This window comes from Microbacterium sp. STRO-2N, from assembly GCF_057747775.1.
Map to the genome: position 1 here is coordinate 2868680 of NZ_CM173223.1, position 23723 is coordinate 2892402.

Here is a 23723-nt window from a genome sequence, read left to right on the forward strand (position 1 = left end):
GTGCTCGACCCCCAGCGTCGAGCACGTGGCCACTCTAGAGACTGGAAGTCTCACATCTCAAACTGCGACCCGACCGCGTTCAGTCGCTGAGCACGATCTGATCCACCATCAGATGGCCCCACTCGCCCGTCGCGTCATCGAGGATCTGGAAGTGCGCCGTCTGCCCGGCGAATTCGCGCACGTCCCACTCCACGTGCCGAAGCCGCGCCGAGTCGTCCCCCGTGGCTGTGCGGACCGGCTGCCCGTCGATGAGCAGCTGCACCGATGTGGCGGGCTCGACCCCCAGTGCGTGATCGCCACCCGCGAGGAGGAAGTGCACGAAGTCGCGGTCGACGGTGAATCCGGGCGAGGTGACCGTGCCTGTGGCCGGATCGCCGCCGCCGACGAACGTGTCCGCGATTCGGTGACCCACCTGCCCGACCAGGTTGGCGTTGCTCGGACCTGCGGTGGCGAACGCGCCGGTGGCCGTCCAGCCGTCACCCCACGTGGCCCGCTCGAAGTCTGCGACCAGTCTCGCCGGGCGTTGGGCGACGTTGCCGAACTCCGTGATGGTGACATCGTGGAAGGTGGCCGGGCCATCTGCGGAGTAGAGGGCGATGCCGTCATCGCCCGGAGGAGCGAAGACCTGGCTGGACTGCACGTGGCGGCCGTCGTCGACGAACACCTCGACCGTCGTGCGATCGACCAGGATCCGCAGATGCACGGTGCCCGCCGCTCCGTCGAACGGGCTGCGGCTCTCGGTCTTCCAGGTTCCGGTCGGGTACCCGGTCTGGCCGCGGTTCAGGTAGGCGTACGTCTCGGTCACACCGACGTCGGCGTGACGCGAGCCGTCGGCCGAACGGCGCAGCTGCAGACCGATGTTGGTCGCGGTCTCCCACGTCACGTCGGCCTCCAACTGGAAGGCGTCGCCCTGGTAGGCGAGCGGATGGAATCCGTCCACGGTGACGTCACCGAGTTCGATCCGCTCCGTCGCGATGCCGGCGAGCGCGGCCGCGGGCTGGGACACGAGGCTGAACGAGCTTCCGAACCTCTTCAGACGGATCTCGCGAGTGATCGAGTCGGTGCCGTTGAAGCCGTCGGCGGTCCAGGTCGGCGTGGAATGCGCGTAGTCCCAGTTGTTCATCCACGCGACGGCGTAGCGGCGGTCGAGCGGTGCGGCAGGGTCCTCCCACGTCACCGCGCCGTACCAGTCGAAACCGTGGTCGAGCCATTGCGGCGCCGTGTGATCGAAGGCGAACGAGGTTCCGTCGAACGAGCCGGTCCAGTACGCGAAGGTGGCCGGCTCGTTCGTGGCATAGCCGTTCGCACTCACTCCGAAGACCCACTTGAGGGTTCCGTCATCGGCGCGGATCGGGAACAGATCCGGGCACTCGATCGTGCCGATGCCCGGATTCACGTACTCCCACGTGCGAGACCAGGTCTTCAGATCCTGAGAGGTGTAGAAGCTCACACGATCGCGCTCCGCGATGAGCGCCACCCAACGGCCGCGCTCCGCGTCCCACACCACTTTGGGGTCGCGGAAGTCCGCGCGGCCGCCGTTCGGGATCACAGGATCCTCTCCAAACGGACGGAAGTTGCGACCGCCGTCCGTCGAGTACCAGAGGAACTGGGCCTGCGGCCCGGAGGCGTTCAGCTGCTGGGCCGGCGTGGGGTGGTCCATCTGGGTCACGAGCATCACCACGGCGCCGGCGCCGAACCCGGCGGTGTCCGCATGGTCGACCACGGCGGATCCCGACCACAGGTCGTAGTTCGCGTTGGTCTTCTTCGGCGCGGCGACGCCCTGATCGGCGAACACGACCCCGTCGTCGGACGTCGCGAGCCGCCACGCCGTACCGAAGTTGCTCGCCGGGTTCGCGTCGTAGTCGCTGTTGTACAGGTAGTAGTAGTGGAACTTGCCGTCGATGAAGACCGGCCGCTGCGGGTCGTTCTTCCAGTGGTCCGGCACCGTGAAGTGGTACTGCGCCCGGTACCGGTCCACGGGTTCCGACGCCTCCGCCGAGTCCTCCCGCGAGCCGTCGACCAGTACCCCCGACAGCACCCCTGTCACCACGATCACCGCGGCCGCAGTGCGCACTCGGCCGCGTCCTGAAGCTGACACCATCGTCATCCTTTCTCGGGGCGGACGTGTCGATCCCGCTGCAACGGGCCGGTGGCCGGGGCCGTCCGCTGAGCCCCGGCGCCGGTGCGCATCAGACGGCCGGCACGCGCGCGTCGTCCCGCCGCACGAGTCGGCCGCTCTCCCAGACCACCGGCATCGGGTCGGTGACGCCCCCGACGAACCGGCCGTCGTCACCGACGTTGCGGAAGGCGAACAGGAGCCACTGGCCGTCGGAACGGCGGCGAAGCAGGCGTCCCACGTAGAGGCTCTCGTCCGTCAGCGGGTATGCCGCCTCGACGTCGAAGGGCCCGAGCAGACCGCCGGCCGGCACCGCCCACGTCCCCGCGGACGCCTCCCGCCGGCCTGGGGTGGCGTGCTCGCCCAGGCACGAGAAGATCAGCACGGGTCGCCCGTCCACGACCTCGGCCTGCAGCACCTCGAGCTGGCCGAAACCCTGCGGACTCGGTACTGTCAGCGGCTCGCGCAGCTGCCACGTGCGAAGATCCGCCGACCACGCGTGCCCCACGACGCCCCGGCCCTCGACCGGGCCGTGCGGCGCGCGTGCGGTGATGAGCATGTGCCAGCCGTCGCCCGCCGGGTCGGGGAAGACCCACGGGTCGCGGAACGCCTCGTCGTGCCACGCCCCGCTCGACAGCTTCTCGTACCAGGGCGCCTGCGCCTCCAGCACCGGGCGTGAGGCTTTCGTCCACACGTGCAGGTCGGGCGACGTCGCGTAGCCGATGCGCTGGACGTTCTTGCCCGACGGCGCCAGCGACGCGCCCGTGTAGAACATGAACCACGTGCCGTCCGGATGCCTCACCACCGAGCCGGTCCACGTCGCGAGGTCGTCGAAGGCGGGAGCGTCGCTGCGCACCAGCGCGTCTTCGACCTGGGTCCAATGGACGAGGTCGTCCGACACCGCGTGGCCGATGGAGGCGCGGTGGTGGCGTGCGTCGGGATCGCGCAGCGCGCGGGAGGCGTAGAGGAAGAACAGGTGGTAGCGGTCGCCGTCGTCGACGAACCAGAAGTCCCATACCCAGGAGCCGGGAAGATCGAACACAGTATTCCTTCGAGGTCTTGCGCGCGGGTCTGTCGATCGCGCGACGTGCATGATCACGGCCGCGGCGGCCGTGAGAGATCGGGAGGTGCGGTCAGATCGCGCGAGCGGCGGCGAGCTCGTCGAGGCGGGGCGGGTCGGCGCCCGGCCGCGACACGGTGATCGCCGCGGCCAGCGCGCATCGACGCAGCAGAGCCTCGATGTCGACGGAACGGATGCCGCGTCCCGGCAGGCGTGCGGCACCCTCGGGCGCGCGCGCGTCGAGGAGGCCGTCGAGGAGGGCACCCATGAACGTGTCACCGGCGCCCACGGTGTCGACGACATCGGTCGAGACGGCGGGGACGAAGACCTCGTCGTCGGCGGTCACCCCGAGCGCGCCGCCCGAGCCGAACGTGACGACGACGAGAGCGGCGCCTCGGGCCACCCACTCGCGGGCCACCTCGACGGTCTCGCGTCTCGGATGGAGCCAGCGGAGGTCGTCGTCGCTCGCCTTCACGACGTCGGCGAGACCCACGAGAGCGTCCACGCGCTCACGGACTCGTGCCGCATCGTCGACGAGCGACGGGCGGATGTTCGGATCGTACGTGATGATCGCGCTCGAGCCTGCCGCCCGCACGAGCGCGGCGACCTCGGAGGCCCCCGGCTCGAGCACGGCCGCCACCGATCCGACGTGGACCGCGTCCGCGACTCCCGCGATGCGGTCCGCGAGCTCCGCCGACTGTGAGCCGAGGTCCCATTCGAGGTCGAAATCGTACGAGGCCGTCCCGTCGACGTCGAGATGCGCGGTCGCGGTCGCCGTACGTGCTGCGCGGACGGCGACGACCTCTACACCCGATTCCTCGAGCCACCGCCGCACGCTGGTACCCCTCTCGTCGTCGGCCAGGCATGTCACGAGCGTCGGCCGCCGGCCGAGACGCCCGAGGGCGAGGGCGGTGTTCGCCGGGCTGCCGCCAGGCGTCTCGTCGACCGTTCCGGTCGCGCGGTGCACGATGTCGACGAGCGCCTCGCCGATCACGAAGACACGTGGCGCGTCGCCGGCGTGCGGAGAGAGCGCGAGGACCGTCATCCCTTCACCCCGCTCGCGGCGATGCTGCTGACGAACGCCCGTTGGAACACCAGGAACACGATGAGCACCGGGATCGTGATGAGAGACGTGTACGCCATCACCTCGCCCCACGCGGTGTTGAGCTGGAAGAAGTACTGCATGCCCACCATGACCGGCCGAAGCTCCTCCTTCTGCACCACCATGAGCGGCCAGAGGTATTGATTCCACGCCGGCAGGAACGTCAGGATCGCGACCGTCGCAAAGGCGGGGCCCGACAGCGGCACCAGGATGCGGCGGTAGATCGTGAACCAGCTCGCGCCGTCGATGCGGGCAGCCTCGTCGAGAGACTTCGGGATCGTCGAGAAGTACTGCGTGAACAGGAAGATCGAGAAAGCGTTCGCGATGAAGGGCACGATCTGCACTTCGTAGGTGTTCAGCCACCCGAAGTCGTACTTGAGGACGCCGCCCTCCATCACGAGGGTCGGCAGCTGCGCGACCCAGTAGACCATCGGCACCGCGATGGTCTCGAACGGCACGATCAGTGTCGCGATCACCAGGGACAGCACGACGATGCGCCCCTTCCACTCCAGCCGCGACAGCGCGAACCCTGCCATCGAGTTCACGATCAGACCGAGGCCCACGGTCAGGACCGTCACCAGCACGGAGTTGAACAGGAACTGGGCGACCGGAACCCGGTCGAAGACGCCGAAATAGTTGTCGAGGCTGATGTCGCCGACCGGCAGGAACGCCATCGGCGAGTCCATGTCCTGCAGGATCTGACTGTCGGGCTTGAGGCTCGACACGAACATGAACACCAGCGGGAAGAGGAAGACGATTCCGAACAGCGACAGCGCCGCATACAGGAAGGCCGTGCCGCGACGGCGCCGGATCGTCTCGCTGCGGACCGGCTGGTCGCGTCGCGAGGGGGGACGCGCGGATGTGCCCGGGGACGTGGTGAGGGTACGCGTGACGGACATGCTCAGCTCTTCTCTCGCGTGATACGGCGCTGGATCAACGCGATGACGAGGACCGCGACGAAGAAGATCAGCGAGATCGCGGCCGCGTAGCCGATCTCCTGCTGCTCGTAGCCCTTCCGCACCGCGTGGAAGACGATCGTCGACGTCGAGTTCACGGGACCGCCCTGGGTCATCACGTCCACTTGGACGAAGAGGCCGAGCGCGGCGATCGTGATGGTCACCAGGACGAACACCATCGTCGGGCGCAGACCCGGCCATGTCACGTTGGTGAACTGGCGCCACGGGCTCGCGCCGTCCATCTTGGCCGCCTCGTAGAGCTCCTCGGGAATCGTCTGCAGTCCCGACAGCCAGATGATCATGTGGAAGCCGACGGCCTGCCAGATGGACAGCACGATGATCGCGCCGAGCGCGGTGTTCGGATCGTTCAGCCAGTCGACTCCCGACCACGCGCCGAACGTCAGCGCGTCGATCATCGAGTTGATGAGGCCGTCCTTCTGGTACATGAATTTCCACAGGATCGAGACCACGACGATCGAGGTCACGACCGGGATGAAGAAGATCACGCGGAACGCGGTCACGCCGCGCATGGGCCGGTTCACCAGGACGGCCAGGAGCAGTCCGAGTCCGGCCTGGACCGGCACGACCACCACGGCGAAGATCGCCGTGTTCCACGCCGACTGGAGGAAGACCGGATCGGCGGTGAACGCACGGATGAAGTTGTCCATGCCGACGAATCGCGGCGGATTCGGCGAGATGAGCCGGGCGTTGGTGAAGGAGAGCGTGAAGGCGAGGATCACGGGGATGACGAGGAAGAGCACGAGGAGGATGCCCGCGGGGGCGATCATCCCGAGCCCCGCCCACGTCTCCCGGCCCTTGATGGAGCGGAAGCGACGGGAGGCGCGCCGAGGCTGTTCGGCAGCGACCGTCGGAGGAGTGACAGTCATGGCAGATCTCTCTGAAGATGCCCCGGCGAGGACGCGTCGTCCTCGCCGGGGCGGTCGATCACTGGAAGCCGTAGCCGTCGTTCGACTCGATGTTCGCGTCGATCTCCGCGACGGCGCGATCGAGCGTCTGCTGCACGTCGGCACCGCTCATGATGTCTTTGGCTGCGGTCTCGAAGGTCTTCGAGATGACCGCATAGGCGGGCGTCTCGGGGCGCAGCACGGCATACTCCTGCGAGAACTCGACGAACGGACGCAGCGCGCCCTCGTCGCCGAAGTACTCGGATGCCTGGGCGGCGGCATCCGTCGCCGGAATCACGACCTGCTTGTCGGCGAACTCGGTGATGTACTCGTCCTGGAAGCTGAACTCCAAGTACTCTCGCGCGCCGTCCGCGTCGTTGCACTCGGACGAGATGGCCCACTGCCACGACCCGCCGCCGATCTTGGGCCCGGCGCCGAGGTCCGGCGGCGGCAGGATGAGGAGGTCGTCACCGACGGCTTCCAGCGCGGTGACGGCGTTCCAGACGCCGGTGTAGCTCAGGGCAACCTCATCGTCCACGAACTCCTGGTTGCCGATCGTGCCGCTGTTGCTCGCGTAGCCGTCGGCGAAGAGCCCGGCGAACCACTCACCCCAGGCGACAGCCTCCGGCCCGTTGAGAGCGCCCTCGGCCGAGAGCATCGTGTCGCGGTCGATGAGGTCGCCGCCGAAGCTCTGCAGGAACGGCGAGTACGCGTACGGCCACCATTCGCCGGTGTCCTCCGCGCCGATGTCGATCGGCGTGTCATAGCCGGCCGCCTTGAGGGTGGCCAGCACATCGCCGAACTCCTGCGCCGTCCACGGCTCTTCGACGGTCGGGATGCGGATCCCGTTCGCCTCGAGCACGGACTTGCGGGCGAAGATGCCGAGCGCGGCATCCCAGTAGCCTGCGGAGTAGATCTCGCCGTCCCACACACCCACGGCGGTGGGAAGCAGGGCATCGGTGATCTCGGTCGGCAGGTCGAGCGGCTGCAGGTAGCCCGCCCATGCCCAGTTGGGCATGATGGGGCCGTCGAGGTCGAGCAGGCAGGGAAGATCCCCGGATGCCGCTGCCGCGACGATCGCGTCGTTATAGGCCCCCTGCGGGAACGACTCGTGCACGACCTCGTACTCGTCCTGCGAGTCGTTGAAGTCCGAGATGATCCGCTCGTACACCTCGAGCTCGGCCGGATTGCCGGCGGAGTGGGTCCACATGGTGAGCTGCGTGCGACCGTCCGAGGTCGTGGAGTCGCCCTGACCTGCCTGACCGCACCCGGTGAGGGCGACCGCGGCGACCAGGCCTGCCGATACGAGGATCGGGATCCTTCTGCGCATTGTTGTGGTTTCCTTTTCTTGGTGACCCACGCCCGCGTGGGTCATCGATCGGGGGCCGCCGACGGCGGCCGCTCGGTGTGTGAAGCCCGTCGCCGGTTCGGTTTGGCGACTTGCGCCGGCGGCGGGCCCACGGAGTCTCGTCGGATGACGGGACACTCCATCAGATGCGTGGCGTCCTCTCCCCCGTCCGCGCGGACGCCGAGCGCGACCTCCATCGCCCAGCGGCCCATGTCGTAGTGGGGCAGAGCGACGGTGGTCAGTGGGGGATCCTGCTCCGCGGCGATGAGCTGCTGATCGTCGTAGCCGACGACCGACAGATCGCGCGGGATGTCGTGCCCGCGGCGGTGCGCGGCGATGTAGACGCCGGCGGCCATGCGGTCGTTGAAGCAGAAGATCGCGGTGGGCCTGCGATCAGGGGGGAGCTCGAGGAGCGCCTCAGCCCCTGCTCGACCGCCCTTCGCCGATGTCTCGGCCCTGACGTGCAGCGCGGGATCGAGGGCGATCCCCGCCTCGGCAAGCACCTCTCGGTACCCCTCGTGGCGAAGTCGCGACGCGATCGGTCCGGGCTCGTCTGTGTCGAGATAGGCGATGCGACGGTGGCCCGCGGCGACGAGCTCACGGACGGCGGCCGCCCCTCCCGCGCGATCGTCGGGGACGACGCTGCGGAAGCCGCCGTCGGCGGGACGGCAGTCGAGGAACACCGTCTGCGCAGGAAGCCCGGGGGGCGCGTCGACGACGCGATGCCACATGCACGCGTAGATCATCGCGTCCACCTGCTGTGCGGTGAGTGCGCGGATGGCCTCGCTCTCGATGGCTGTGTCCCCACCGGTGTCGACGAGGTAGACGAGGTGGCCCTGCTCGCGAGCCACGTCCTGCGCGCCTGCCAGCATCCGTCCCGCGAACGGCGTCGTGGCGATCTGATCGGAGATGAGACCCACAGTGCGCGTCTGCTGCGTGCGAAGCCCCCGGGCCACCGAGCTCGGCTCGTAGCCGACGGCCCGCGCTGCTTCGCGTACGCGGATGCGGGTCTGGTCCGAGATCCGTGCCTCGACGCCGTTCATGACGAGCGAGACGGTGGTCACCGAGACGCCGGCAGCTGCCGCCACGTCTGAGATGCGCGCCCTCGCCATTCCGACACTTCCTCGTGATAAATCGATTTATCGCCCGCGATGATTATGAACTGGGCTGAGCGCGCGCGTCAAGTCGCATTTCTTGTCCGGCCGCGTCCCCCGAACGGCCGACATGCGCGAGGCGGCACCTCGTGTCACCATGGATGAGTCATGCAAATCGATTTGCATGACTCATTCACCCGAACGGAGCATCCAGAATGCACACTCCCCCGAAGCGCGTCAGGCGTATCCTGACCGGCGGTGTCGCGGCGGCGGCCGTCGCGATCTCGGCGTTCATCGCCGTCCCTGCCGCCGCCGTCGCCGGCCCGACCGGACCGGCGGCAACGCCCGATCTGCAGGACGGCCCTCAGCCGACGGTTCACACTCAGGAGTCGTACGCACCCGAGGACGACTTCACCGCGAAGTGGACCCGTGCGGACGCACGCCAGCTAAAGCGCCTGTCCGACCCGAGCACTCCCTCGCGTGAGAACTCCATGCCCGCCGCGCTCACGATGCCGGAGGTGCCGCAGGACTTCCCCGACATGTCGAACGAGCAGGTGTGGGTGTGGGACACGTGGCCGCTGACCGACGAGGACGGCAACCAGTACTCCATCAACGGCCAGGAGGTCATCTTCTCGCTCGTCGCGGATCGCAGCCTCGGCTTCGACGAGCGCCATGTCTACGCGAAGATCGGCTACTTCTTCCGTCCCGCAGGCGTGCCCGCCGAGCAGCGGCCGGAGAATGGAGGCTGGACCTACGGCGGCCTCGTCTTCGACGAAGGCGTGACCGGTCGGATCTTCGAGGATCAGTCATTCAGCCACCAGACTCAATGGTCGGGCTCGGCGCGGGTGTTCAAGGGCGGCGAGGTCAAGCTGTTCTTCACCGACGTGGCCTTCTACCGTGACGCGCAGGGCAACGACCTGAAGCCCTACGACCCGCGCATCGCGCTCAGTGTGGGCAAGGTGCACGCGACCGGCAAGGGCGTGAAGCTCACCGGGTTCGACAAGGTCCACGATCTGCTCCAGGCCGACGGCGAGTTCTACCAGACCGGCGCCCAGAACCCGTATTTCAACTTCCGCGACCCGTTCACGTTCGAGGACCCCGAGAACCCCGGCGAGACGTACATGGTCTTCGAGGGCAACTCCGCGATGACCCGTGGTGAAGCCGTCTGCACGGACGCCGACCTCGGGTATCGGCCCGGCGACCCGCTCGCCGAGACGGTCGAGCAGGTCAACGCCTCGGGAGCCACGTACCAGATCGCGAACGTCGGCCTCGCGAAGGCGACGAACGACGACCTGACGGAGTGGGAGTTCCTCCCGCCGATCCTCTCCGCCAACTGCGTCACCGACCAGACCGAGCGTCCGCAGTTCATCTTCAAGGACGGCAAGGCCTACCTGTTCACCATCACCCACCGCAGCACGTTCGCGGCCGGCATCGACGGGCCCGAGGGCGTCTACGGATTCGTCGGCGACGGCATCCGCTCGGACTTCCAGCCGCTCAACGGCGGCTCGGGCCTCGCGCTGGGCAACCCGACCAACCTCAACCACCTCCAGGGGCAGCCCTTCGCGCCCGACTTCAACCAGCATCCCGGAGCCTTCCAGGCGTACTCGCACTACGTCATGCCCGGCGGTCTGGTGCAGTCGTTCATCGACACCATCGGCACGCACGATGACTTCGTCCGCGGTGGCACGCTCGCTCCCACGGTGAAGGTCGACATCCACGGCGACACGACGAGCGTCGACTACTCGTACGGCGACGGCGGACTCGGCGGCTGGGCCGACGTCCCGTCGAACATCAACATCAACCCGGGCGGCAAGGAGAAGCCCCTGCCCTGACCCGGATGAGCGCCGACGGATGCCTCGGCCCGGCCTCGTGCCGAGGCATCCGTCCCGCCGTCGGACGACCCGCGACCGCCACCGGAAGGATCCTCCATGCCTGATCACGATGCCCGCCTCACGACCCGGCGTCGGCGTGCTCTCGTGCTCGCGGCCGCCCTGATCGCGATCGTCGCGGTCGCCGCCGGCGCGGTTCTCGCCGTGGGCCTGTCATCGCACGTGGCCGTGGACGAGCCCTCCCGCACGGCGACGTCGGCGGACCCGTTCGAGCGGCCCTCGGACTGGTCGCCACACAGGCCCGCGGTGCACATCACCCCCGAGAAGCACTGGATGAACGATCCGCAGAAGCCGTTCCTGCTCGACGGGGTCTGGCACTACTACTACCTCTACAACGCGGATCACCCGCACGGGAACGGCACCGCCTGGTACCACGCGACCTCGACGGATCTCGTCCACTGGGAGGACGCCGGCGTCGCGATCGACAAGTACACGAACGGCCTCGGCGACATCTGGACCGGGACGGCCGTGGTGGACGAGGACGGGACCGCCGGGTTCGGCGCCGGCGCCGTCATCGCACTGGTGACGCAGCAGGTCGACGGCGTCCAGCGGCAGTCGCTGTTCTTCTCACGCGACGGCGGCTACAGCTTCGATTCGTACGACGCGAACCCGGTGATGGACAATCCCGGCGTGGCGGACTGGCGCGATCCCCGCGTCCTCTGGGACGACACCGCAGGCCACTGGGTCATGGCGCTCGCGGAGCACGATCGCATCGGGTTCTACACATCGCCGAACCTGCGCGAATGGACCTACACCTCGGACTTCTCCACGGCCGGGCTGGGCGTGCTGGAGTGCCCCGACCTGTTCCCGATGTCGGTCGACGGCGACCCCGACGACGTCCGGTGGGTGCTCGTCGCAGGGGCCAACGGGGCCGCGGAGGGCAGGACGACCGGCACCGCCTATTGGGTCGGGGAATGGGACGGCGAGCGATTCACGGCGACCGAAGCCGGGCATCAATGGCTCGATCACGGTCCGGACTACTACGCAGCCGTCACGTGGGACGACCCGCGACTCGGCGAGGCAGAGCGTCTGGCATCCCGCTACAGCATCGCCTGGATGAACAACTGGGCATACGCGGGCCGCTTCCCGGGCGCGCAGTGGCAAGGCGGATCCGACACTCTTGTGCGCACGATCACCCTCCGATCCGTGGGCGGCCGGGAGAGCCTGCGCTCGACTCCGGCGGCGGAGCTGCGCGATCTCGAGGGCGCGCCCGAGCGGATCGACGACGCCCGGCTCAGCGCGGAGAGACCCGTGCAGGTCGACGTGCCTGATTCGGGCGCGTACCGACTGCGACTCGCGGCCTCGAGCGCCGCCGGCGAACTCCGGGTGAAGATCCTCACCGGCGACGGGAGCTTCGCGACGGTCGGCTACGACTTCGCAGCGCGCACCGTGTTCGCGGCCCGCGACACCGACGCGATCGCGCGAGAGATGCCCGACACGTACCGCGTCGTGCGCTCCGCGCCCGCAGAGCCCACGGGCGGCCGGATCGAGCTCGACATCGTGGTGGACTCCGCCTCCGTCGAGGTGTTCGCCGGCGGCGGCCAGGCCGCGCTCACGATGGCGACGTTCGGCACGTCCGCCGAACGCGGACTCCAGATCGAAGGGGTGCGCTCAGACGTCGCACTGACGGACGCGAGCCTCACGCCGCTCCGCGTCACTCCGGTCGTTCGCGAGTCCGAGCGGAGGTGATGCTCACCGGTCGGCGGGCGCGGCGACCGACTCCCGCTCCACGAGGTGCCCGCGCACCAGGTGCACGCCCTCGCCGATCGGAGGCGCCGTTCCCTCGATGCGGTCGAGCAGGCGCGTCATGCCCCACCGTCCCATCTCGGCGTGCGGCAGCGCGATCGTCGTGAGCCCGGGGTCGAGCGCGTCCGCCACCGGGTGCAGATCGTCGATTCCCACGACGGACAGCCCGGTGGGCACCGCGATGCCCCGTCGCGCCGCGGCCTGCATCACGCCCATCGCGATCTGGTCGTTGAAGCAGATGACGGCGGTCGGCCGCTGGGTCTGATCGAGCAGCCACCCTCCGGCGTCGCGACCCCCGGCGGCATCGGACGAGCAGAACGCGAGCCGGCCGTCATCGAGCGCGATGCCCGCGTCGCCGAGCGCCGCCCGCACGCCGATGAGCCGCCCGCGGGCGGCACGCGACTCGTCGGTCGTGCCGACGTAGGCGATGTCCCGATGCCCCTCGCGCGTGAGTCGTTCGCACGCGAGCGTCGCGATCTGCGCTTCATCGGGCACCACCGCGTCGACGTCCCAGCCGGACGCAGGAGCGGCGTCGACGAGCACGACGGGCACGTGGTCGGGAACGCTGGGTCGCTCCACCCGCTGGTGGTACATGCGCGCGATCAGCAGGCCGTCGACCCGCTGGGCGAGAAAGCGTGCGATGAGGTCGCGTTCGGCCTCGTCGTCGCGACCGCTCTCGCCCACCATCAGCAGCACGTCGCGCTCGAGCCCGGCGCGTCGCGCCCCCTCGATGATGCGTCCCGCGAACGGCGTGGTCGCGAGGTCGTCGCCGATCAGTCCGACGACGCCGGTACGGCGGCGACGAAGTCCGCTCGCCACCCGGTCGGGGACGTACCCGAGCTCGCGCGCGACCGCGAGGATGCGATCGCGCGTCTCGGCGTTGACCGAGCGCGCGCCGCTGAGCGCGTGCGAGACCGTCGTCGGCGAGACCCCCGCAGCTGCGGCGACGTCGGTGACCCGCGCGCGGCCGCTACCGGGGCTCGCAGCTGTGGGCATGCGTCCAGCCTATGGCGGGGCCGCCAGATCCATCCCCCGCGAGCCGGCGCTCCTGACGCAGGTGACGACGAATCGCGGTTTCCCGCGAATCGCACGATGACCATCCCGAACCTCCGCCGCTAGCGTGTGCGTCGGCGCGCCGTCCGGGTGCGCCCTTGCAGGGAGGACCTCCGATGCACCCGATGGATCTCACGTTCGGCACGTGGTCGCTGTTCGGACAGGGCACCTTCGTCGACCTCATCGCGGCGACGACGAACGCCCTCAACGGCGCACTGCTCGCCCGCCGTCCCGATCACTACCGCAACTACACGTTCGTGGGCATCATCCTGATGGCGATCATCGGCGGGATCGCCGGCGGCGTGACGCGCGACGTGATCCTTGGCAATCCCCCGTCCGCGTTCATGAACCCGGCGTACATCACGTTCTGCGTCGCGGCCGGCGTCGTCGGATACTTCCTGGCGTACGCGAGCGGGCAGCTCTTCCGCGAGGGGCTGTTCCAGTTCATGACGTCGTTCTCGCTGCCGTGGTACGCGATCATCGGCGCGCAGAAGGCCGACGAGGCCGGCTACCCCATCCTCGGCGCCCTCGCGATCGCGGTCATCGCGCCGACGGCGGGCCGCTTCCTCATCGACGTCACAAGCGGGGTCACTCCGAAGCAGTTCGTTCGCGGCGAGTGGTTCGTCGCCACTGCGGTCGGCACGGGTCTGGTGTGGATCATCCTCGACGAGGTCGGCGTTCCGTACTGGCTGAGCGTCGGGATCGCGTTCCTGTTCGGTTTCACCTTCCGCGTGCTCGCCCTCTACCGAGGCTGGGAAGAGCCGCTCGCGAGGGAGCCCAAGGGCCTCAAGGTGCACCCCGACAAGCGGCCGCTGCTCGGCCGCAAGCTCGCCGGCAAGTCCCAGGAGGAGCTGCGGATGCTGGGGCTCACGGTCGACGATCTGGCCCGCTGACCCGCGGCCCGCCTCTTTACGCCGCGCCCGCGGGGCGCGAAGATCGCTGTATGGACGGCGTGCAGCGAGTCATTCGCACGCCCGACCAGCGGATCCGGGTGTTCGTCAGCTCGACCCTCAAAGAGCTCGAGGCCGAGCGGCGGGCAGTCCGCGAGACTCTGGAACGCCTGCAGCTGGCACCGGTGATGTTCGAGCTCGGCGCGCGACCGCATCCGCCACGCGAGCTCTACCGCTCCTACCTCGCACAGAGCGACATCTTCATCGGCCTGTACTGGGAGCGGTACGGGTGGGTCGCGCCCGGCGAAGAGATCTCGGGCCTCGAGGACGAGTACCGCCTGTCGGGCAGCATCCCGTCACTCATCTACATCAAGGAGCCGGCGCCCGGCCGCGAGCCGCGGCTCGACGAGCTGCTCGCCGCGATCCGCGACGACGACCGCACATCGTACAAGTCGTTCCACACGCCCGACGAGCTCGCCGCCCTGGTGCTCGGCGACATCGCGACGCTGCTCGCCGAGCGCTTCGACGCCACGAGCGCGCGCGCAGCGGCGGATGTTCCGGCGCGAGAGGCCCCCGGCATACCCGCTCCGTACACGGCGCTCATCGGCCGCGAGCGCGAACGGGCCGACGTCGGGGCGCTGCTCGCGCGGCCCGACGTGCGCATCCTCTCGCTCGTCGGGCCGGGCGGCGTGGGCAAGTCGCGTCTGGCGATCGAGATCGCGATGGATGCTGCGGCCGCCGGTCGTGAGGTCGCCTTCGCGGCTCTTGAGTCGATCACGCACGCCGACCGCGTCATCACCGTGATCGCGCGGGCGCTCGATGTGCGCGATCCCGGTGACCGTCCGCTCGAAGACAAGGTCGTCGACGCGGTGGCCGGCCGGGACGTGCTGCTCGTCGTCGACAACATGGAGCACGTGCTCGACGCCGCGCCGCTGCTGGTGCGGCTCGTGAGCGAGGCCCCGCGGCTGCAGCTGCTCGTCACGAGCAGGACCGCCCTCCGTGTGCGCGCGGAGCGCCGCTATCAACTGGAGCCGCTCGAGGTGCCGGTACCCGGCGCGGGTACCGATGAGGCGACCCGGGCATCGTCGGTCGTGCTGTTCATCGAGCGGGCGGTCGCCGTCGAGCCCGGGTTCCGGCTCACACCGGCGAACGTGGCGGCGGTCGCCGCGATCTGCCGGGCGCTCGATGGCATGCCTCTCGCGATCGAGCTCGCCGCGGCGCGCGTACGCACCCTCACACCCGACCAGATCCTGACGCGGCTCGACTCCGCCCTGACGCTGCTGGCGAACGGCGCCCGCGACCTGCCCGAACGGCAGCGGGCGCTCGGCCGAACGATCCAGTGGAGTGCGGATCTGCTGGAGGCACAGACCCGCCGCGCCCTCGCAGCGCTTTCGGTGTTCTCGGGTACGTTCTCGGTCGCTTCCGCCGAGCGCGTTCTGCTCGAGGCCGGCGTCGAGGACCCGTATGCCGCGCTCGAGGCGCTCGTGGACGCGAGTCTGGTGAGCCGCGGACACCCGGGTGCCACCCCGGCGTTCCGGCTGCTGGCGCTCGTCCGCCGGTATTCGGCGACGCTGCTCGAGCCGGACGAGCGCGACCGCGCGGTCGCCGCGTGGATCGGAACCTATCGCGCGCTCGCGCACGAGGCGGCGGACGGCCTGCGGGGCCCGATGCAGCTGGAGTGGCTCGGTCGGCTCGAGCTCGAGTCCGAGAACCTCGCGAGCGTCATGCGCGCGCTTCTGGACCGCGGCGACCTCGATGCGGCGGCGGAGTACGCGTGGTCGCTCTATCTGTACCTTTGGATCGGCGGATATCTCGGCCTCGTGCAGGCCTGGATGACCGAGCTTCTCGAGCAGGCGGATCGCGCCGGGATCCGCGTCGGCTCGCATGCCCGTGCGATCGCCCTCTATTACGCCAACGCGGTCCGGTTCTGGCAGGATCCGGACTACGACCCGGTCCCCGGCCTGGTCTCGTCGTCCGATCTCTTCCACGCGACGGGCGACGGCTCCGGCGCGGCGCTTGCGGGCGTCTCGATCGGCCTCGCTCACCTGGCGCGAGTGGACGGCCCCGATCTGCCGGCCGCGGTGCACGCGCTCGAGAACAGCCTGGCCGACTTCCGCGCTCACGACGACGCGTGGGGCCAGGCGATGGCCCTCGTCATGCTCGGTCGAATCGACCTCGCGGCCGGCAGCATCGAACGAGCACGCGCGCGGTTCGAAGACAGCTACGCCCTCGCCGCTGCGCAGGGCGAGCGGCTCGGAATCGTCATCGCCCAGAACCACCGGGGTTGGTCGAAAGTGCTCGCCGGCGATCTGGCGGGCGGCATCCACGACTTCGCCGAGGGGCTCGACACGTCGCTCGCACTCGGTCACGATGAGGGCATCGCCTACGGGCTCGAAGCCTTCGTCGGGGTGCGGGCTGCGCAGGGCGACGCCGCCACCGCGGGACGCCTGCTCGGCGCGGCCCTGCGCCTGCGCCGCCTCAAGGGCATCCTCAACCCGGGCGCGTTCGAGTTCTACACGGTACCGCTGCAGGGCCTGCGCGACGCCGGTCGCGGCGACGAGATCGACCGCGCCGTCGCCGAAGGCTTGGAGCTTCCGGTCGAGGCGGTGCTGGACGATGTCCGGGCGGAATGAGACGGATGCTGCGGCATCCGTCTCATCGCAGCCTCCAATCGGTTCCGACCGCATCTTCCGCGTCACCCGATGGGTGGCGATCGCGATCGTGCCGTTCCTGCTCGCGGCGGTCTTCCTGCTGTTCGTCTTCCCCACGCGCACCGGCGAGCTGTTCGCGTGGCCGATCGATCCGCCGATGACGGCGTACCTGCTCGCGTCTGCGTACGTCGGCGGGATCTGGTTCTTCGTGGGCGTGGCGGCCGCACGGCGCTGGCATCGCGTGAAGCACGGGTTCCCGGCGGTCGCCGTGTTCGCGGGTGCGCTGCTGTGGGCGACGCTGACGCACCTCGATCGCTTCTCTGCGAACCTCTCGTTCTGGACCTGGCTGGTGCTCTACGCGACGACGCCCTTCATCGTGACATCTCTGGCGATCGCGCAGCGTCGCGAGGATCCGCGGGTGCCCGACCATGTCGATGTGCTCCTGCCGCGCGCGCTGCGATGGCTGCTCGCTCTCGTGGGGATCAGCGCGCTCCTGTTCGGGACGGCCGTTTTCGTCGCGCCGGCGATCGCGGTCGACAACTGGGCATGGCGGCTGACACCGCTCACAGCGCAGGTGACGGGTGCGGTGCTGAGCCTGACCGGGGTGGTGAACGTCGCACTGCTGTGGGACCGGCGATGGACGGCGTTCCGCCTCCTGTTTCAGGCTCAGTCGCTGAGCCTCGCCGCGATCGCCCTCTCGTTGATCATCCGGCGCGACGACCTGCTGTGGGCCCGCCCGATGACGGCGATCTTCGTCGGGCTCGTGGCGATCGCCTTCGTCCTCTACGCGGGTGTCGTGGTGTGGGCGGGCCTGCGCCTGCGCGCGCCGGGCCCGGCTGCGTCCGCGCGGTGAGCGCCCCCAGCGGGCGCTCACGAGCGGCTCGGCTTACAGCGCCAGGCGCTCGCGTACGACGTCAGCGAGAGCCTCGGCGTGCCGGCGGGCGTCGTCCTCGGATCCGGCTTCGACCATGACGCGCACCATCTCCTCGGTGCCCGACGGACGCAGGAGCACACGCCCCGACAGCCCGAGCTCCGCGGTGTGGCGGGCGACGGCATCCTGAACGACATCGTCGCCGACGCGCGACCTGTCCACGCCGCGCACGTTCACGAGGATCTGCGGGTACACCGTCATCACGGAGGCCAGCTCGGCGAGCGTCTTGCCGGTCCGCGCCATCTCGGCGACCAGGTGCAGGCCCGTGAGCAGGCCGTCGCCGGTGGTGGCGTAGCGGCTCATGATGACGTGGCCGGACTGCTCGCCGCCGAGCGAGAAGCCGCCCTCGGTCATGCGCTCGAGCACGTAGCGGTCGCCGACCGCGGTCGTCTCGACGCGGATGCCGTGCGCGTCCATCGCGCGGTGCAGGCCGAGGTTGCTCATGACCGTCGCGACGAGCGTGTCGTCCTTGAGCAGGCCGCGCTGCTTCATCGAGAGCGCGAGGATCGCCATGATCTGGTCGCCGTCGACGACCTTGCCGTTCGCGTCGATCGCGAGGCATCGGTCGGCGTCGCCGTCGTGGGCGATGCCGACGTCCGCGCCGTGGGCGACGACGGCCTTCGCGAGCACGTCGAGGTGCGTCGATCCCACGCCGTCGTTGATGTTGAGCCCGTCGGGGTCGGCGCCGATCACGGTGACGCGGGCGCCGGCGTCGCGGAACGTCTCGGGAGAGACGCCGGATGCCGCACCGTGGGCGCAGTCGATGACGACATGCAGCCCGTCGAGGCGGTGAGGCAGCGACCCGAGCAGGTGCACGACGTACCGGTCCTCGGCGTCCGCGAAGCGGCGGATGCGGCCGACGTCGGCGCCCGTCGGCAGCAGCTTCTCGCCCGACATCGCGCTCTCGATGCGCTGCTCGACGATGTCGGGCAGCTTGACGCCGCCGCGGGCGAAGATCTTGATGCCGTTGTCGGGGGCGGGATTGTGGGATGCCGAGACCATGACGCCGAAGTCGGCGTCGGTGTCGGCGATCAGGAACGCGGCGGCGGGCGTCGGCAGCACGCCGGCGTCCATCACGTCGACGCCCGACGAGGCGAGGCCGGCCTCGACCGCTGCGGACAGGAACTCGCCCGACACGCGCGGATCGCGCGCGACGACGGCGGTGAGGCGCTTGCCGGCGGCGCGACGCGCCTCGGCAGTACGGCCCTGGCCCAGGACGACGGCGGTCGCCTGGGCCAGGGACAGTGCGAGATCGGCGGTGAGGGGGCCGTTGGCCAGCCCCCTCACCCCGTCCGTGCCAAAGAGCGGCATACGGAAGGTGCGCCGATCAGCGCTTCGAGTACTGAGGCGCCTTGCGGGCCTTCTTGAGACCCGCCTTCTTGCGCTCGATGACGCGGGCGTCGCGCGAGAGGAAGCCGGCCTTCTTGAGGGTCGGGCGGTTGTTCTCGGCGTCGATCTCGTTCAGCGCACGGGCGATGCCGAGGCGCAGCGCGCCGGCCTGGCCCGAGGGGCCGCCACCCGAGATGCGGACGATGACGTCGTACGCGCCGGTGAGGTTCAGCACCGTGAAGGGGTCGGTGATGAGCTGCTGGTGGAGCTTGTTCGGGAAGTAGTCCTCGAACGCACGGCCGTTGACCGTGATCGTGCCCGAGCCCGGGACGACGCGCACGCGGGCGATCGCCTGCTTGCGGCGGCCGACGGCCGCACCCGACACCGAGAGCACGGGGCGCTCGGCGGGGGTCACGGTCTCGTCGACCTGGGTCTCGGTCGAGTAGCTGGTGGGGGTTTCTTCGATGTTCGCCACGAGTGTGTCCTGTTCTGTGCGGCGCTTACTGGGCGACCTGGTCGAAAACGTACGCGGTGGGCTTCTGCGCGGCGTGCGGGTGCTCGGCACCGGCGTACACCTTCAGCTTCGACAGCTGGTCGCGGCCCAGGGTGTTCTTGGGGAGCATGCCGCGGACGGCCTTCTCGACGGCGCGGACGGGGTTCTTCTCGAGGAGCTCCGAGTAGGTGACCGACTTCAGGCCGCCCGGGTAGCCCGAGTGGCGGTAGGCCTTCTTCTGCTCGAGCTTCTGGCCGGTGAGGGCGACCTTCTCGGCGTTGACGATGATGACGAAGTCACCCATGTCGACGTGGGGCGCGAAGGTGGCCTTGTGCTTGCCACGGAGGAGTGCGGCGGCGTGGGAGGCGAGACGGCCGAGGACGACGTCGGTCGCGTCGATGACCAGCCATTCGCGCTGGGCTTCGCCAGCCTTGGGGGTGTAAGTGCGCGTCACAGTAGTGCTGCTTTCTTGATCGAACGGAGAGGTTCGTGAATCCCACTCCGGGGTGGTTTCCCGCACGAGATGCGGAGAAACACGCCAGTGGAGGGCTCACGTTCGTGGTGCCGGGTCAGCAGAGCCGCACACCAAAGATCAATACTACGTCACCCGGATGCCTCAGCCAAATGGGCGCCGGCACTCGCTATCGTGAGGGCAACCGGCGTCACCAGCGATGCCGTGAAGAGGGGAACGGATCCATGGCACAACGCCCGCTCGGTGTGACTCTCGTCGCGATCATCGCGTGGCTGTCCGGATTTCTGCAGGTCATCGGCTCGGTCTTCGTGATCATCGCGGGCGTGTTCGTCACGTGGCCCGCGATCCTCGGATGGATCAGCCTGGTCATCGGCGTCATCACACTCATCGTCGGGGTCGGTCTGTGGCGGGGCAATCCCACCGCCCGCACGATCGCGACGATCGTGTTCGTGATCAACATCGTCCTCGAGGTGGTGGGGATGTTCAACGGCGAGAGCCTGTGGTCGGCGATCGCCGGCTCGGCGCTGTCGATCATCGGCCTCATCCTGCTCTACACGCGCGCCGCACGGCAGTACTTCGGGTCGTAGCGGCCCGCCGTGGATGCTCCGGCCTCGACTTCGCTCGCGCGCACGTACCGCTACCTGCGCATCGGCATCGCGGGCACGGTCGTGGTCATCTTCGTCTCGGTGGCGGTGGCCGCGGCATCCGTCGGCTTGCTCACCTCGGTGAGCGACTACTTCTACACGCCCGCGCGCAACGCGTTCGTGGGCGCACTCGTCGCGGCGTCGCTGGCTCTCGTGGCCCTGTCGGGCCGCGGGGCCGAGCGCGCGCTGCTCGACGCGGCCGCCCTCTTCGCGCCGCTCATCGCCCTGGTTCCGACGACCCTCTCACCGGGTGCCGTGCCGGGCGTCGACGTGCCGTGCGCGCGGCGCTGCTTCCCTCCCGCCTTCGTGACGGATGCCGCGAACGGCGTGGTGACATACCTCGTGGTGGGCGCGCTCACCGTCGCGGTCGCGCTCCTGCTCGTCGCCCTGCGTGAGAGCGCCCTCGCCGCGATCGGACTGTCGCTGACGGTCGCCGTCGCCGTGCTGCTTGCCGTCGCGCTCACCTGGACGTTCGCGCGCGACGCGTTCCTGGAGCTGGCGCACTTCGTCGCGACCGTCGTGTTCTTCGCGCTGTTCGCGGCGGTGGCGGTGCGCAACGCGTTCCCGCGGCGCGGCGCTCCGCCACCCCTCGTCTTCCGCGTGCTCTACGTCGCGATCGCGGCGGGGCTCGTCCTCGTGCTGATCGCGTACCTCGCGCTGATCCCGGTCGCCGGCGACCTCGGGTTCCCGCTGGTGCTCGTGGTCGAGGCATCGGCCCTCGTGCTCTTCTTCGCGTTCTGGGTGGTGCAGGGCATCGAGAAGTGGGACGACGCCGACCCGACCCTCGTGTGAGCACCACCGGCCGGTCGCCTCCGCGCAACCGCCGGGTCTCTCGCGCCGGTACCACCCGGGTGTCCCGCCGACCCCTGCGGCGTCGGTCAGCCGGACAGCAGCCGGCTCAGGCGGCGCCCGTACGGCGCTCCGCGACCCCGGTGGGCGCCTCGACCATGCGCTTCACACCGGACACCGGGCGCGCGGTCACCAGGATCGGCAGGTGGTCGCTGAGGCCTTGCGGGAGGGTCCGTACCCGGTCGATCTCGAACCCGACGGAGGTCGCGAAGTCGTAGTGACCCCTGAAGAAGCGGTACCGCGTGTAGGTGCGCGAATCGCTGAGGTTGAGCTCGTAGCCCTGGTCCCGCACGTGCTGGCCGAGGCGCTCCTTGAAGACCGGGTAGTTGTAGTCGCCGACCATGAGCGCCGGCAGACCCTCGCCGAGCTGCTGCAGCTCGGCGAGCGCGGTGCGGATCTGGTGGCGCCGCAGCGAGTTCAGCGCGGTGAGCGGCGCGGCGTGGAATGACGCGACGATGAGATCGAGGTTCTCGTCGATGTCATGCAGCCGGACCCCCAGCATCCGCTCCTCCGCGGGCTTCAGCACCCGGTCGTGGAGCGACTTCTTCAGTGCGAGCGCCCGGATCCCGACCGCACGGTACGTGTTCTCGCGGTAGTACACGGCGAGACCGAGCCGGTTGTTCTGCGTCGACTCGGCGAGCCGCAACCCCGAGATCTCGTGGGGGATGTCGGTCGTGTCCACCTCCTGCAGGCACAGCACGTCGGCGCCGTAGCGCTCGACGAGGTGCACCAGCTCGCCGGCGGCACGGTGCTTGCGGAGGTTGTACGAGATGACCTTCATGTCACCGTCAGCCTATTCCGCCCCCATTTACGGCGGGTGACCTCGGGGTATCCGCATCGCGACCTCACAGGGAGCATCGATGATCCACGGCGATGTACGAAAAACGGATGCCGCGGCTCTGGAGTGGTAGCCGCCCGCACGGCACCCGAACCAGGGCCGGCCCGAGACACAGGAGGACCCCATGGCCGCATCCACCGCCGCAGCCGCGCGCATCGAGCTCGCCGACGCTCTCGACGCGAGTCGCGCCGCCCGGACCACCGCCGAACACGAGCTGCGTCGCAGCGTCGTGGCGCGCTCCCGTGCGGCCGACGCGCTCGAGCGCACCGCCCAGCGCCCCGGCGTCGACGAGGACGAGCGGGCGCGACTGCGCGCCGAGTACGCCGCCGCCGATCGCGTCGTCGCAGAGCGACGCGCCGTCGTCGATCGTGCCCGCGAGTTCGAGCGCGCCGCCGTGGTCGTCGCGGAGGCGTTCGAGTCGGACGCCGCGTCGTCGAACGCACTCGCGCAGGCGCTGGTCGAGCTCGCCGGCTCGGCGCGACGCGGTGCTACTCGAGGTCGCGCCGCGCTCGCGTCTGCTCGGCGCGCCGCGCCAGCAGTTCGTCTGCGGGGTACCCGACCTCGGTCAGCGTGAGCCCGCGCGCCGCGAGGACCTTGACCTCGGGCACCCTCTCACGCGCGTCGCGGATGTCGACGACGTCCTCGGCGTCCAGCCGCCCCTCGCCGACGGCGACGCACGCGCCCACGAGGGCGCGGACCATGCTGTGGCAGAACGCGTCCGCCTTGACGTTCGCGACCAGCACGCCGAGGCCGTCGCGACGCCAGTCGAACTCGAGCAGCGTGCGGATCGTGGTCGCCTCTTCGCGGGGCTTGCAGTAGGCGGCGAAGTCGTGAAGCCCGATCAGGGCGCGGGCCGCGGCATCCATCGCCCGCTCGTCCAGGGATGCCCGCACCGTCGTGGTGCGATGGCGTTCGAGGGGGTCGTACCCGCTCACCTGGTCCGCGATGCGGTACTCGTAGCGCCGCCACACGGCGGAAAACCGCGCGTCGAATCCCTCGGGCGCCTCTCGAGTCGCGGTCACGGCGACGTCGGAGTACGCGCCGACGACACCGGTGAGGCGCGCGGCGAGCGCCGCCACCCGGTCGGCGACGGTCCCCACGTCCCCGCCTCGCCCGCGACGCGACAGCAGGCGTTCGCGCTGGCCGTCGTCGAGATCGACGTGCGCGACCTGCCCGCTGGCATGGACGCCGGCGTCGGTCCGCCCGGCGACGACGAGACGCGGCTCGCCGCCGAGGACTCGACCCAGCGCCGACTCGACCGTCTCCTGCACGGTGCGAAGTCCCGGCTGGCGGGCCCACCCGCGGAAGTGCGTGCCGTCATACGCGATGTCGAGCCGGATCCGCACGCCCCCACCCT

At 69.7% G+C, this 23723-nt stretch carries 21 protein-coding genes; 8 read left to right on the forward strand and 13 right to left on the reverse strand.

The window, feature by feature from the left end:
* Window positions 1–79: 79 nt before the first annotated feature.
* From AC3ANN_RS13350 to AC3ANN_RS13380, 7 genes are all read right to left on the reverse strand, one after another.
* Window positions 80–2101, reverse strand: a complete 2022-nt coding sequence (locus tag AC3ANN_RS13350; protein WP_488337879.1) for a glycoside hydrolase family 32 protein — start codon at window positions 2099–2101, stop codon at window positions 80–82.
* Between the two features lie 88 nt (window positions 2102–2189).
* Entirely contained in the window at window positions 2190–3158 is a 969-nt protein-coding gene (locus tag AC3ANN_RS13355) for a glycosyl hydrolase family 32 (protein WP_488337880.1), read from the reverse strand.
* A 91-nt stretch (window positions 3159–3249) separates the two neighbouring features.
* Window positions 3250–4221: a carbohydrate kinase family protein gene (locus AC3ANN_RS13360; protein WP_488337881.1), complete on the reverse strand. Its 972-nt coding sequence runs from the start codon at window positions 4219–4221 to the stop codon at window positions 3250–3252.
* A complete protein-coding gene (locus tag AC3ANN_RS13365) occupies window positions 4218–5177 on the reverse strand; it encodes a carbohydrate ABC transporter permease (protein WP_488337882.1) in 960 nt (319 codons plus the stop codon). The genes AC3ANN_RS13360 and AC3ANN_RS13365 overlap by 4 nt, the downstream gene beginning before the upstream one ends.
* 2 nt (window positions 5178–5179) lie before the next feature.
* Entirely contained in the window at window positions 5180–6121 is a 942-nt protein-coding gene (locus AC3ANN_RS13370; protein WP_488337883.1) for a carbohydrate ABC transporter permease, read from the reverse strand.
* Between the two features lie 58 nt (window positions 6122–6179).
* On the reverse strand, window positions 6180–7469 hold the full coding sequence (locus AC3ANN_RS13375; protein ID WP_488337884.1) for a sugar ABC transporter substrate-binding protein: 1290 nt from the start codon (window positions 7467–7469) through the stop codon (window positions 6180–6182).
* A gap of 41 nt (window positions 7470–7510) precedes the next feature.
* On the reverse strand, window positions 7511–8575 hold the full coding sequence (locus AC3ANN_RS13380) for a LacI family DNA-binding transcriptional regulator (RefSeq protein WP_488337885.1): 1065 nt from the start codon (window positions 8573–8575) through the stop codon (window positions 7511–7513).
* Between the two features lie 221 nt (window positions 8576–8796).
* On the opposite strand from AC3ANN_RS13380, the gene AC3ANN_RS13385 reads away from it, so the two are divergent.
* Together AC3ANN_RS13385 and AC3ANN_RS13390 are read left to right on the forward strand one after the other, a co-directional pair.
* Window positions 8797–10413, forward strand: a complete 1617-nt coding sequence (locus AC3ANN_RS13385; RefSeq protein ID WP_488337886.1) for a glycoside hydrolase family 68 protein — start codon at window positions 8797–8799, stop codon at window positions 10411–10413.
* A 96-nt stretch (window positions 10414–10509) separates the two neighbouring features.
* Window positions 10510–12159, forward strand: a complete 1650-nt coding sequence (locus AC3ANN_RS13390) for a glycoside hydrolase family 32 protein (RefSeq protein ID WP_488337887.1) — start codon at window positions 10510–10512, stop codon at window positions 12157–12159.
* A 3-nt stretch (window positions 12160–12162) separates the two neighbouring features.
* On the opposite strand, the gene AC3ANN_RS13395 is transcribed toward AC3ANN_RS13390, so the two are convergent.
* A complete protein-coding gene (locus tag AC3ANN_RS13395; RefSeq protein ID WP_488337888.1) occupies window positions 12163–13212 on the reverse strand; it encodes a LacI family DNA-binding transcriptional regulator in 1050 nt (349 codons plus the stop codon).
* 182 nt (window positions 13213–13394) lie between these two features.
* Between AC3ANN_RS13395 and AC3ANN_RS13400 the strand changes: the two genes are divergently transcribed.
* From AC3ANN_RS13400 to AC3ANN_RS13410, 3 genes are read left to right on the forward strand one after another with little or no spacing between them, the layout of a single operon-like run.
* Window positions 13395–14162: a TRIC cation channel family protein gene (locus tag AC3ANN_RS13400; RefSeq protein WP_488337889.1), complete on the forward strand. Its 768-nt coding sequence runs from the start codon at window positions 13395–13397 to the stop codon at window positions 14160–14162.
* Window positions 14163–14212: 50 nt separating this feature from the next.
* A complete protein-coding gene (locus tag AC3ANN_RS13405) occupies window positions 14213–16792 on the forward strand; it encodes an ATP-binding protein (protein WP_488337890.1) in 2580 nt (859 codons plus the stop codon).
* Window positions 16776–17663 (forward strand): hypothetical protein, encoded by an 888-nt coding sequence (locus AC3ANN_RS13410; RefSeq protein ID WP_488337891.1) that lies wholly within the window; start codon window positions 16776–16778, stop codon window positions 17661–17663. The genes AC3ANN_RS13405 and AC3ANN_RS13410 overlap by 17 nt, the downstream gene beginning before the upstream one ends.
* 33 nt (window positions 17664–17696) lie before the next feature.
* On the opposite strand, the gene glmM is transcribed toward AC3ANN_RS13410, so the two are convergent.
* From glmM to rplM, 3 genes are read right to left on the reverse strand one after another with little or no spacing between them, the layout of a single operon-like run.
* Window positions 17697–19052: a phosphoglucosamine mutase gene (glmM, locus tag AC3ANN_RS13415; protein WP_488337892.1), complete on the reverse strand. Its 1356-nt coding sequence runs from the start codon at window positions 19050–19052 to the stop codon at window positions 17697–17699.
* Window positions 19053–19068: 16 nt separating this feature from the next.
* On the reverse strand, window positions 19069–19545 hold the full coding sequence (gene rpsI / locus AC3ANN_RS13420; protein WP_488337893.1) for a 30S ribosomal protein S9: 477 nt from the start codon (window positions 19543–19545) through the stop codon (window positions 19069–19071).
* A gap of 25 nt (window positions 19546–19570) precedes the next feature.
* Window positions 19571–20017 carry a 50S ribosomal protein L13 gene (gene rplM, locus AC3ANN_RS13425; RefSeq protein ID WP_488337894.1) on the reverse strand — a complete coding sequence of 149 codons (447 nt, stop codon included), beginning with the start codon at window positions 20015–20017 and terminating at the stop codon, window positions 19571–19573.
* Window positions 20018–20259: 242 nt separating this feature from the next.
* Between rplM and AC3ANN_RS13430 the strand changes: the two genes are divergently transcribed.
* Both AC3ANN_RS13430 and AC3ANN_RS13435 read left to right on the forward strand, forming a co-directional pair.
* Window positions 20260–20622 carry a DUF2127 domain-containing protein gene (locus tag AC3ANN_RS13430; RefSeq protein ID WP_488337895.1) on the forward strand — a complete coding sequence of 121 codons (363 nt, stop codon included), beginning with the start codon at window positions 20260–20262 and terminating at the stop codon, window positions 20620–20622.
* 9 nt (window positions 20623–20631) lie between these two features.
* Window positions 20632–21471, forward strand: coding sequence for a hypothetical protein (locus AC3ANN_RS13435; protein WP_488337896.1), 840 nt, complete (start codon window positions 20632–20634; stop codon window positions 21469–21471).
* A 106-nt stretch (window positions 21472–21577) separates the two neighbouring features.
* On the opposite strand, the gene AC3ANN_RS13440 is transcribed toward AC3ANN_RS13435, so the two are convergent.
* Window positions 21578–22309, reverse strand: coding sequence for an endonuclease/exonuclease/phosphatase family protein (locus tag AC3ANN_RS13440; RefSeq protein WP_488337897.1), 732 nt, complete (start codon window positions 22307–22309; stop codon window positions 21578–21580).
* 181 nt (window positions 22310–22490) lie between these two features.
* Here AC3ANN_RS13440 and AC3ANN_RS13445 point away from each other — a divergent pair, with 181 nt between their 5' ends.
* Window positions 22491–22940, forward strand: coding sequence for a hypothetical protein (locus AC3ANN_RS13445; RefSeq protein ID WP_488337898.1), 450 nt, complete (start codon window positions 22491–22493; stop codon window positions 22938–22940).
* On the opposite strand, the gene truA is transcribed toward AC3ANN_RS13445, so the two are convergent.
* On the reverse strand, window positions 22855–23712 hold the full coding sequence (gene truA, locus AC3ANN_RS13450) for a tRNA pseudouridine(38-40) synthase TruA (RefSeq protein ID WP_488337899.1): 858 nt from the start codon (window positions 23710–23712) through the stop codon (window positions 22855–22857). The two genes, AC3ANN_RS13445 and truA, sit on opposite strands and share 86 nt — an antisense overlap.
* Window positions 23713–23723 lie beyond the last annotated feature (11 nt).